This is a genomic window from Streptomyces sp. NPDC005706 (assembly GCF_040631045.1).
GTDB lineage: Bacteria > Actinomycetota > Actinomycetes > Streptomycetales > Streptomycetaceae > Streptomyces.
In genome coordinates this window covers 629,014-640,029 of record NZ_JBEXYS010000001.1, presented here as the reverse complement: position 1 = coordinate 640,029, position 11,016 = coordinate 629,014, and the positions used below count along the sequence as shown (strand labels likewise).

General features: G+C 71.8%; 8 protein-coding genes and 3 tRNA genes. 6 read left to right on the top strand and 5 right to left on the bottom strand.

Features of this window, described 5'->3' with window-relative positions; translation table 11 throughout:
- Positions 1–127 precede the first annotated feature (127 nt).
- Positions 128–1,165, top strand: a complete 1,038-nt coding sequence (locus tag ABZ478_RS02800) for a rod shape-determining protein (protein ID WP_359544706.1) — start codon at positions 128–130, stop codon at positions 1,163–1,165.
- Positions 1,166–1,174: 9 nt separating this feature from the next.
- Here ABZ478_RS02800 and ABZ478_RS02795 read toward each other — a convergent pair whose 3' ends face one another.
- Positions 1,175–2,119: a sensor histidine kinase gene (locus ABZ478_RS02795; protein WP_359545008.1), complete on the bottom strand. Its 945-nt coding sequence runs from the start codon at positions 2,117–2,119 to the stop codon at positions 1,175–1,177.
- Positions 2,120–2,330: 211 nt separating this feature from the next.
- Here ABZ478_RS02795 and ABZ478_RS02790 point away from each other — a divergent pair, with 211 nt between their 5' ends.
- Positions 2,331–3,026 carry an ANTAR domain-containing protein gene (locus ABZ478_RS02790; protein ID WP_359544704.1) on the top strand — a complete coding sequence of 232 codons (696 nt, stop codon included), beginning with the start codon at positions 2,331–2,333 and terminating at the stop codon, positions 3,024–3,026.
- Between the two features lie 367 nt (positions 3,027–3,393).
- Here ABZ478_RS02790 and ABZ478_RS02785 read toward each other — a convergent pair.
- The 3 genes from ABZ478_RS02785 to ABZ478_RS02775 all read right to left on the bottom strand — a co-directional run bounded on the left by ABZ478_RS02785 (position 3,394) and on the right by ABZ478_RS02775 (position 3,795).
- Positions 3,394–3,467, bottom strand: a tRNA-Ile gene (locus tag ABZ478_RS02785).
- 176 nt (positions 3,468–3,643) lie between these two features.
- Positions 3,644–3,716 (bottom strand) — tRNA-Asn (locus ABZ478_RS02780).
- 6 nt (positions 3,717–3,722) lie between these two features.
- Positions 3,723–3,795: transfer RNA gene (locus ABZ478_RS02775), tRNA-Asn, on the bottom strand.
- Positions 3,796–3,956: 161 nt separating this feature from the next.
- Here ABZ478_RS02775 and ABZ478_RS02770 point away from each other — a divergent pair.
- From ABZ478_RS02770 to ABZ478_RS02755, 4 genes are all read left to right on the top strand, one after another.
- Positions 3,957–4,262: a YtxH domain-containing protein gene (locus ABZ478_RS02770; protein WP_351659688.1), complete on the top strand. Its 306-nt coding sequence runs from the start codon at positions 3,957–3,959 to the stop codon at positions 4,260–4,262.
- A 64-nt stretch (positions 4,263–4,326) separates the two neighbouring features.
- Positions 4,327–5,781 (top strand): FGGY family carbohydrate kinase, encoded by a 1,455-nt coding sequence (locus ABZ478_RS02765; protein ID WP_359544703.1) that lies wholly within the window; start codon positions 4,327–4,329, stop codon positions 5,779–5,781.
- Positions 5,782–5,911: 130 nt separating this feature from the next.
- Positions 5,912–7,645: an ABC transporter ATP-binding protein gene (locus ABZ478_RS02760; protein WP_359544701.1), complete on the top strand. Its 1,734-nt coding sequence runs from the start codon at positions 5,912–5,914 to the stop codon at positions 7,643–7,645.
- Entirely contained in the window at positions 7,645–9,621 is a 1,977-nt protein-coding gene (locus ABZ478_RS02755) for an ABC transporter ATP-binding protein (protein WP_359544700.1), read from the top strand. The genes ABZ478_RS02760 and ABZ478_RS02755 overlap by 1 nt, the downstream gene beginning before the upstream one ends.
- A gap of 38 nt (positions 9,622–9,659) precedes the next feature.
- Here the strand turns inward: ABZ478_RS02755 and ABZ478_RS02750 are convergent, their stop codons facing one another.
- Positions 9,660–10,856, bottom strand: a complete 1,197-nt coding sequence (locus ABZ478_RS02750) for an RNA polymerase sigma factor (protein WP_359545006.1) — start codon at positions 10,854–10,856, stop codon at positions 9,660–9,662.
- Between the last annotated feature and the right edge of the window lie 160 nt (positions 10,857–11,016).

The window sequence follows — 11,016 nt, the reverse complement described above, 5'->3', positions numbered from 1 at the left end:
CCGGACCCCCCATTCAGCGGCGCCCCGCCCGGCCCCCTCCCGCAGGCGCGCCGTCGGCGTCCCCCGGAGGATGTGGAGGAAGCCACCGTCCGGCCTCCAAGGCCCTGCGCACTCGGGAGGATCCGCCGTGACCGTCAGCCTGGAGCAGTTGCGTCGCTGTCACTTCGCCGTCGACCTGGGCGCGGCCCGAACCCGGGTGTATGTGAAGGGTGCCGGTATCGTCGTCGATCAGCCATCGGTCGCGGCCGTGAACACCCGGACGGGCGCGCTGATCGCGGTGGGCGACTTCGCGGAGAAGATGACGGGGCGGACGCCGGCCTACATCAAGGTCGTGCGGCCCGTCTCCGGCGGCACGGTGGTCGACATCGAGATGGCGCAGCGCATGCTGCGGCAACTGCTCGGCGAGAAGGTGCGCCGTGCCCTGCGCCGCAAGCCCCGGCTGCGGGCGGCGGCCTGCACCCCGCACGACGCGGACCCGCTCGCCCAGCGGGCGACGATCGAGACGCTGGTCGGGCTGGGGGCGCGCCGGGTCGAGCTGGTGGACACGCTGATCGCCGCCGCGGTGGGGTGCGGACTGCCGGTGGAGCAGCCCGAGGCAACGATGATCATGGTGTGCGGGGCGGCGGCCACACAGGTCGCCGTGCTCTCCCTCGGCTCGCTCGTCACCGCCGAACGGATCCCGGTCGGCGGTGAGGCCGTCGACAACGCGATCGTGCAGCACCTGCGGCTGGAGCACCGGCTGCTGCTGCCCAGCCAGGCGGTACGGCCGCTGCAGCTCGCCCTGTCCGGCAGCGGGCTCGCCGTGGACGGGCCGGCTCTGACGGAGATCCACGGGCGGGACGTGGTCACCGGACTCGCCCGCAGTGTGCGGGTCAAGACGGCGGCCGTCCGCAACGCCATCCAGACCCCGTTGACATCGGTCCTGGACGGCATCGGCAAGGTGCTGCGCGAGTGCCCGCCCGACCTGGTGGCCGATCTCGCCGACAGCGGGCTCGTGATGGTCGGCGGCTCCGCCCTGCTGCCCGGCCTGGACCAGATGCTGCGTCAGGCGACCGGCATTCCCGTGCACATCGCGGAACGGCCGGAGCTGTGCGCGGTCCAGGGCCTCGGGGCCATGCTGGAGGGCACCGTCGAACCCCTCGTCCTGAACCCGCGCGCCGCCTGAGCGGGCTCCCTACCGGGAGAGGTAACTGCGGATCGTCGTGCCGGACTCCGCCGTGTGCGTCCGGACCAGGTCGGACAGCAGGTTGACCAGAAGCAGTCCGCGGCCGCCGCTCCGGCCGCCGGCGGCGGGGCGGCGGCCGGCCAGCGGGTCGGTCAGGCGGCCCCGGTCCCGTACCTCCAGCAGCACGTGGCCGCCCTCGGCCCACACCGTGAGCGCGCCCGTGCCGCCGCCGTGGACCACGCTGTTGGTGGTCAGCTCGGCGGTGATCAGGGAGAGGTCCTCGAGCCGCAGGCCGGTCAGGCCGAGCCGGCGGCCGTGATCGGTGACGAGGTGCCGGGCCCTGGCGAGGGAGCCGCTGCCGTAGGTGAGGGCGAGTACGGCGGGCCCGGGGACCGGTGTGAGCGGCAGCGGCTGGTTGTAGCGGGCGACGACGCCGTCGGGGTCGTAGGCCTCGCTGGGACGGGGTTCCGTGGCGCCGGGCGGAATGACGACGGGGTGGGTGGCATGGGCGTCGGCGAGCGCCCGCTCGTCCAGGCGTGCGGTGTCGTAGGGGCACAGGATGGTGACCTCGCGGCCCCGGAACGCCGCGTTGATGAGCGCCTCGTGCTGGGCGCAGGCGGGGTACTCGGCGGCGCCGCGGCCCGTGCGCACCGGCTCGCCGACGATGCGCACGGGCCGGCCGGGCGGCCGGCCGTCGGCGAAGGCGTGCAGCACGCCGGGGATGATCCGGCCGGGGTTGCGTCCGGCCTCCCGCATGTCCAGGCATCGCACGGCGTCGGCGTCGGCGCCCAGCGCGTCCCGGATCAGTCGCAGGTTCTCCCCGGGCACGGCGACCGCGACCGGCTCTCCGGCGGCCAGGGCGGCGCGCACGAACGGTACGGTGCCGGCGAGGTACTGCTCGCTGTCCGCGTAGAAGAGGGCGGGGTGCGCGAAGGGTCCGGGGGCCGTGGTCACCGCGGCGGCACGTCCGGGCGGCACGCCGCGGCCCGCGGGGCGGTGGCGGCCGTCGGGGGCCACGCCGGGTCCGGCACGCTCACGACGCCTCCTCGCGGCACTGGGAACCGGGGGTCCAGTATGCGCCCCGGTGCCGGCGCCCGGGGGTGTAGGTGCCGGGAGGTGAGGGCAGGTGAGGGGCGAGCCAAGAGGACCGATGCAGGGCGGAGACATGACCTCAGCGGCACAAGACCCGCAGACGGGGCGGCTGGACGCACTGGTCGTCGAGGGTCGGACCGTACGTGACCGGGCTTTGCTCCGGGCGCGCGGGGAACTGGTGCACGGCTGCGCGGACACGATGGCGAGAGCCCTGGCCGTCCTCCCCGCGGACATCGGCCGGGTCGAAGTGGACATGCGGGGCGTGTCCTTCATGGACACCTCGGGTCTGCGGTTCCTGGACGTGCTGGGCGAGTACGGGCGCCGACGCGGCGTGCCGGTCGCGCTCACGGGCTGGCAGGGCCAGCCGCGCCGGGTGCTGGAACTGGTGGGCCTGGACGGCACGGACCCGCTGCCGGCCGCGCCGTTCGCCGGCTCGCCCGCCCGCAGCGCCTCCGCGGTGGCCCGGGAGCGGGCCGAGCAACTGCGGCTGCTGCGGGCCGAGATTGCGCAGTTGCGGCACGCGATCGACTCCCGTCCGGTGATCGACCAGGCGCGCGGCATCCTGATGGCCGCTCACTCCTGTACCCCCGAACAGGCCTGGGACATCCTGCGGGAGGCCTCCCAGCGCACCAACACCAAGCTGCGCGAGGTGGCGGGCGCGCTCACCGCGAGCACGGCGCCCGGGGGTCCCGCGCCGCCCGAGGCCGTGCGTGCCGCGCTGCGCGCGGCGGTGGCCCGCCATGTGCCGCCGGCCCACTCCGACCGGTGACGGCGAGGCGCGGCGGTCAGTACGGGAGGATGCGCCCGGAGGGCGTCCTGCGGTCGATCTCCTGCTCGCGCGGGGCGGCGGGCCGACGAATGACACGTACTCGGATACGACGGTCCATGACGCCCTCCTTCTGCCGGCGCCGCCCCGCGGCGGCTCCCGGTAGGAGGTCCGTGCCCAGCACAGGGCATGTCCAAGCCAAAATCACGGCAAGTCATGACCGTTCGAGGGTTGTTGGCCGAACCGCTTGACGAACCCGAAGGATTCGTCCGGCCGGCGCCGTCCGGCGGGACGGCGCTCATGGCGGGGATCATCGACGTCCTCGGCCGGGCGCCGGATGGTGAGACGTTTCTGCGGGAGTAGTACTGAGTGGGGCGGGTGGGACTCGAACCCACGGCCGACGGATTATGAGTCCGCTGCTCTAACCGGCTGAGCTACCGCCCCATAGCGGCGTGTCGCGTACATGTGTGCGCGCCGTCTGCCGCAGCATAGCCGCTCATACGATCTCCTGCTTCGGATGGTCGGCTTCCGCGCTGCTTCCTGACCTTGAGGACTTCACCAGGTCGGCGGCGGTTCCCAGGGACATGAAAAAGGACCCCGGAGGGTCCTCGTTCAACGCGCTCCCCCGACTGGACTCGAACCAGTAACCTGCCGGTTAACAGCCGGCTGCTCTGCCAATTGAGCTACGGAGGACCGAAGCTCCCCCGACTGGACTCGAACCAGTAACCTGCCGGTTAACAGCCGGCTGCTCTGCCAATTGAGCTACGGAGGATCGCCTCGTTGCATCGAACGCACCTACCTGGGTATTCGCCAGGGGGCGCGCGCTCGCTGCGACACATACATTAGCGCAAGCAGGGGGGTGCTCCGCCAATCGGTTCTCCCCGGCGCCGTCGCCGCACCAGAGACCTCAGGACAAAGGGAAGGGTGGCAGCCATGCGCTACCGGCTTACGTTCCTCGCCGGAGTGGCCCTCGGTTACGTGCTGGGCACGAGGGCCGGACGCGAGCGCTACGAGCAGCTGAAGAAATCGGCTCGCCGGCTCGCGGAGAACCCCGCCGTGCGGAACACCGCGGAGACGGCCGCCCAGCAGGGCCGCCAGTACGCGGGCAAGGCCTTCCACACGGTCAGCGACAAGGTGGGCGACCGGGTCCCCGCGTCGGTGGCCCAGCGTGTGCGCTCCCTGCGCGAACGCAACGTGAACGGCGCCCCCGAGGACGACTGGGGCACGAGCAACACGTAACGCTCTCGCGGCACCACTCCTCCCAGGGCAGAAGCAAGCGCCGCGATGCGGCAGAATTTTCGCCATGGGGATAGTCGCCGGCTTGGACAGCTCACCCGATTTCACGCGCATCGTGGTCTGCGACACGGACACCGGAGCCGTGCTGAGGCAGGGGTATGCCCCGCACCCGGTCGAAACGCCGGACGGCGGCGGCCGCCCCAGTGACGTGGACCCGCAGGCCTGGCTGCTGTCCCTGGGCGAGGCCGCGGGGGGCGGGCTGCTGGAGGGTGTGCAGGCCATCGGGGTCTCGACCCAGCAGAACGCGCTGGTACCGCTGGACGCCCAGGGCAACACCGTGCGGCCCGCGATGGTCGGCGGGGACAAGCGGGCGCAGGTCGCGGCGGCCGACCTGGTCGACGCGCTGGGCGGCCGGGAGGCCTGGGCCCAGGCGGTGGGGTCGGTGCCGCAGGCCGCGCAGCCGGTGACCAAGCTGCGCTGGCTCGCCAAGAACGAACCCGAGAACGCGCAGCGCACCGCCGTGCTGCTGCAGGCCCACGACTGGCTGGTCTGGCAGCTTCTCGGGCGTCCGGTACGGCGGACCACCGACCGGGGCGGGGCCTCCGGCACCGGGTACTGGTCCGCGGCCACCGGCGGCTACCGGCCCGACCTGGTCGAGCTGGCGCTGGGCCATCAGGTGATGCTGCCCGAGGTGATCGGCCCGTCGGACGCGGCCGGCACCACCCCGGAGGGACTGCTGATCTCCGCCGGGACCGGGGAGACCATGGCCGCGGCCTTCGGTCTCGGGATCGGGCTCGGGGACGCGGTCGTCTCCCTCGGGGCGTCCGGGTCCGTGATGGCCGTGCACCGGGAGGCGCTCACCGACCAGTCCGGGATGATCACCTCCCTGGCCGACGCCACCGGCATGCACCTGCCGGTCGTGACCACCCTGAACGCGGTGCGCACCCTGCGCGGCACCGCCGAACTGCTCGGTCTGCCCGATCTGGAGAGCCTGTCCGACCTGGCGATGAAGTCGACGCCGGGGGCGCACGGGCTGGTGCTGCTGCCGTATCTGGAGGGCGAGCGGACACCGCTGCTTCCGCACACCGCGGGCACGCTGGCCGGTCTGCGCCGCGAGTCGATGAAACCCGAGCATCTGGCGCGGGCCTCCTTCGAGGGCATGCTGTGCGGACTCGCCGACGCGCTGGACGTGCTGCGCGGGCGGGGTGTCGAGGTGCGGCGGGTCTTCCTGCTCGGCGCGGCCGCCGAGCTGCCCGCCGTACAGGCCGCGGCGCCGTCGCTGTTCGGCGCGCAGGTCGTCGTACCGCAGCCCGCCGACTACGCGGCGATCGGCGCGGCCCGGCAGGCCGCCTGGGCGCTCGGCGTGTCCCAGGGGGCGCTCGATCCGCGCACCCCGCCGGCCTGGCACGGCGCGGCCGCGCAGGTGCTGGAGCCGGGTGATGAGCTGGCCGTGGGCCAGGCGGTGCGGCAGCAGTTCGTGTCGGTGCGGGAGCAGACCCACCCCGGGGCGTTCCGCCCGTGACGGCCCGGACCTCCGGGCGCGCCGAGCACGCCGATGGCTTAATCGGTTGAGGTAACACGGGTGGAGTGCCCGACGATAGGGGCGAAGGGCACATCGACCAGCCCCTGTCGCCGACTCCGAGAGACGTAGCGTGCTCATACGACTTCTGCGGACCTATCTCAGGCCCTATAAAAAACCCATAGTGTTCCTGGTGCTGCTGCAGTTCCTGCAGACCTGCGCCACCCTCTACCTGCCCACGCTCAACGCCGACATCATCGACAACGGTGTCGTGAAGGGTGACACGGACCACATCCTGTCCTTCGGCGCCCTGATGATCGGCATCTCGCTGGTGCAGGTCGTGTGCAACATCGGCGCGGTGTACTTCGGCGCCCGGACCGCCTCCGCGCTCGGCCGGGACGTGCGTGGCGCGGTCTTCGACCGGGTCCAGTCGTTCTCCGCACGTGAGGTGGGTCACTTCGGGGCGCCCTCGCTCATCACCCGTACGACGAACGACGTCCAGCAGGTCCAGATGCTGGTCCTGATGTCGTTCACCCTGATGGTGTCGGCGCCCATCATGTGTGTCGGCGGGATCGTGCTGGCGCTCGGTCTCGACGTCCCGCTGTCCGCGGTGCTCGTCGCCGTCGTGCCGGTGCTCGGCATCTGCGTGACGCTGATCGTGCGCCGGCTGCGGCCGCTGTTCCGGTCCATGCAGACGCGCCTGGACACGGTGAACCGGGTGCTGCGCGAGCAGATCACCGGCAACCGGGTGATCCGCGCCTTCGTCCGGGACGAGTACGAGCAGGGCCGGTTCGCGAGGGCCAACGGGGATCTGACCGAGATGCAGATGGCCACCGGCCGGATGCTCGCCCTCATGTTCCCGATCGTCATGACGGTGGTGAACGTGTCGTCCATCGCGGTGGTCTGGTTCGGCGCCCACCGCATCGACAGCGGCGGGATGGCGATCGGCGACCTGACCGCGTTCCTCGCCTATCTGATGCAGATCGTCATGTCCGTGATGATGGCCACCTTCATGTTCATGATGGTGCCGCGCGCCGAGGTGTGCGCCGAGCGCGTCCAGGAGATCCTGGGGACCGACTCGAGCGTGGTGCCGCCGGTCGCCCCGGTGACCGAGCTGCGCCGGCACGGGCACCTGGAGATCCGGGGCGCGGGCTTCCGCTATCCGGGTGCCGAGGAGCCGGTGCTGAAGTCCATCGACGTGGTGGCCCGGCCGGGCGAGACGACCGCCGTGATCGGCTCGACCGGCAGCGGGAAGTCGACGCTGCTCGGCCTGGTCCCGCGGCTGTTCGACGCCACCGAGGGCGAGGTGCTCGTGGACGGAGTGGACGTCCGCGACGTCGACCCCGAGCTGCTCGCCGCCACCGTCGGTCTCGTGCCGCAGAAGCCGTACCTGTTCGCCGGAACGGTCGCGACCAACCTGCGCTACGGCAATCCGGGGGCCACCGACGAGGAGCTGTGGCACGCGCTGGAGGTGGCGCAGGCCAAGGACTTCGTGAGCCGGCTGGAGGGCGGGCTCGACGCGCCGATCGCGCAGGGCGGCACCAATGTCTCGGGCGGTCAGCGGCAGCGGCTCGCCATCGCCCGCACGCTGGTGCAGCGCCCGGAGATCTACCTCTTCGACGACTCCTTCTCCGCGCTGGACTACGCCACCGACGCGGCGCTGCGCTCCGCGCTCGGCCGCGAGACCGCCGAGGCGACCGTCGTCATCGTGGCCCAGCGGGTGGCCACCATCCGGGACGCGGACCGGATCATCGTGCTGGACGAGGGCCGGGTGGTCGGCACCGGCCGGCACCACGAGCTGATGGCTGCCAACGAGACCTACCGGGAGATCGTGCTCTCCCAGCTGACGGAAGCGGAGGCCGCCTGATGGCCGGGCCCATGGGACGCATGATGGCTGGCGGCCCCGACCAGCGTTCGATGGACTTCAAGGGTTCGGGCAAACGGCTGGTCGCCCAGTTCAGGCCCGAACGGGTCACCATCTGCGCCCTGCTGCTGTGCGTGGTCGTCAGTGTGACCCTGAGCGTGCTCGGCCCGAAGATCCTCGGCCGGGCCACCGACCTGGTCTTCGCCGGCATCGTGGGCCGGCGGATGCCGGCCGGGGCCACCAAGGAGCAGGTGCTCCAGTCGATGCGCGAGCGCGGCCAGGGCCAGATCGCGGACATGCTCAAGGGCACCGACTTCACCCCCGGCCAGGGCATCGACTTCGATGCCGTCGGGCACGTGCTGCTGCTCGCGCTCGGCACCTTCCTGGTCGCCGGGCTGCTGATGGCGGTCGCCACCCGGCTGGTCAACCGGGCGGTCAACCGCACCATGTACCGGCTGCGCGAGTCCGTGCAGACGAAGCTGTCGCGGCTGCCGCTGTCGTACTTCGACAAGCGCCAGCGCGGTGAGGTGCTCTCCCGCGCCACCAACGACATCGACAACATCGGGCAGACGCTGCAGCAGTCGATGGGCCAGCTCATCAACGCGGTGCTGACCATCATCGGCGTGCTGGTGATGATGTTCTACGTCTCCTGGCTGCTGGCGCTGGTCGCGCTGGTGACCGTGCCCCTGTCGTTCGTGGTCGCCACCCGGGTCGGCAAGCGGTCGCAGCCGCACTTCGTGCAGCAGTGGCGCACCACCGGCAAACTGAACGCCCACGTCGAGGAGATGTACACCGGGCACACCCTGGTGAAGGTGTTCGGCCGCCAGGAGGAGTCGGCGCAGCAGTTCGCCGAGCAGAACGAGGCGCTGTACGAGGCCGCGTTCCGGGCGCAGTTCAACAGCGGTGTCATGCAGCCGCTGATGATGTTCGTGTCGAACCTGAACTATGTGCTGGTGGCGGTCGTCGGTGGCCTCCGGGTCGCGTCGGGCGCGCTGTCCATCGGTGACGTGCAGGCCTTCATCCAGTACTCGCGGCAGTTCTCGATGCCGCTGACGCAGGTCGCGTCGATGGCGAACCTGGTGCAGTCGGGTGTCGCCTCGGCGGAGCGGGTCTTCGAACTCCTGGACGCGGAGGAGCAGGAGGCGGACCCGGTGCCGGGCGTGCGGCCCGAGGAACTGCGCGGACGGGTGTGCCTGGAGCACGTGTCGTTCCGCTACGACCCGGAGAAGCCGCTGATCGAGGACCTGTCGCTGACGGTGGAGCCCGGGCAGACGGTGGCGATCGTCGGCCCGACCGGTGCGGGCAAGACCACGCTGGTCAACCTGCTGATGCGGTTCTACGACGTGTCCGGCGGGCGCATCACGCTGGACGGGGTGGACGTGCGGCGGATGTCCCGGGACGAACTGCGGTCCGGGATCGGCATGGTGCTCCAGGACACCTGGCTGTTCGGCGGCACCATCGCGGAGAACATCGCCTACGGCGCCGGAGTGGAAGGGGGTGCGCGAAGCGCACCCGATCAGGGTGGCGGCGGCCGCCGGGCGGGCGTCACCCGGGGCGAGATCGAGGAGGCGGCCCGGGCGGCCCACGCGGACCGGTTCATCCGTACCCTGCCCGACGGCTACGACACCGTGATCGACGACGAGGGCTCCGGGGTCAGCGCCGGTGAGAAGCAGCTCATCACCATCGCGCGGGCGTTCCTGTCCGACCCGGTGATCCTGGTGCTGGACGAGGCCACGAGTTCCGTGGACACCCGTACCGAGGTGCTGATCCAGAAGGCGATGGCCAAACTCGCGCACGGGCGGACGTCGTTCGTCATCGCGCACCGGCTGTCGACGATCCGGGACGCCGACACCATCCTGGTGATGGAGAACGGTTCCATCGTCGAACAGGGCGCGCACACCGAGCTGTTGGCGGCCGACGGCGCGTACGCCCGGCTGTACAAGGCGCAGTTCGCCCAGGCCGTGGCCGAGGTGGACTGATCCGCGGCGGGGGCCGCTCACACCGTGGGCGGCCCCGGTCAGTCGAGGTAGCCCCGCAACTGGTCCGCGAACGTGTGGTCGCGGAGCTTGTTGAGGGTCTTGGACTCGATCTGCCGTATCCGCTCCCTGGTCACGCCAAACAGGCGCCCGATCTCCTCCAGGGTGCGGGGGCGGCCGTCGGCGAGGCCGTAGCGGAGCTGGACGACCTTCCGTTCGCGCTCGCCGAGGGTGGAGAGCACGGCCTCCAGATGCTCCCGGAGCAGCAGGAAGGCGGCCGACTCCACGGGGCTGGTGGCGTCGCCGTCCTCGATGAGGTCGCCGAGGGCCACCTCGTCCTCCTCGCCGACCGGAGCGTGCAGGGACACCGGTTCCTGGGCGAGCCGCAGCACCTCGCGAACCCGCTCGGGCGGCAGGTCGAGCTGGCCGGCGACCTCTTCGGGGGCGGGCTCGTAGCCGCGTTCCTGCAGCAGGCGGCGCTGGACGCGGACGACCCGGTTGATCAGTTCCACCACGTGCACGGGCACCCGGATGGTGCGGGCCTGGTCGGCCAGGGCACGGGACATGGCCTGCCGGATCCACCAGGTGGCGTAGGTGGAGAACTTGTAGCCGCGGGCGTAGTCGAACTTCTCCACGGCCCGGATGAGCCCGAGGTTGCCCTCCTGCACCAGGTCGAGCATGGTCAGGCCGCGGCCGACGTACCGTTTCGCCACCGACACCACGAGCCGCAGGTTGGCCTCGATCAGCCGGCGCTTGGCCATCCGGCCCATGACGACCAGCCGGTCCAGGTCGTGCGCGAGCCGGCTGTCCAGGTCGGGCGTGCTGCTCAGCTTCTCCTCGGCGAACAGCCCGGCCTCCACCTTGCGGGCGAGGTCGACCTCCTCGGCGGCGGTGAGCAGCGGGATGCGGCCGATCTCGCGCAGGTACTGGCGGAACAGGTCCGCGGACGGGCCGCCGGTCTCGGTCCGTCCGGCGGCCGCGGGCGCCGCGGGCTCGGCGGCCTCCTCCGGCTCCTCCGTCAGCGCCTCGGCGGGTGGCTCCGCCGGCTCACCGGTCTGCTCCTGGCTCGCCTCGGGGTGGCCGGTGGCGCGGCTCTGCGGGGGGACGGCCACGAGGACTCCGGACTCCGCGCCGGGCCCGTCGGCCGTGGCGCCGGCGCTGCTGTCGGTCTGGGTGAGGGTCTGGGTCTGCACGGGGGGCGACCTCCAGGATGATCGCTGCTCGGAGGGTTGCGGCAGCGGTGCTTCGGGAGCGGAGAGTCGACGGCATGCGCTCCTGGGGCAGGCACCGGGGGCTCGGGCACCGCACCCAGTGTGGGGTAAGACACATCGCTGCCACGAGGGTCGTGCGGTGACTTTTTGCGTCCGGTCCGTGACTCGGCGGTTACCCGTCCCGCCG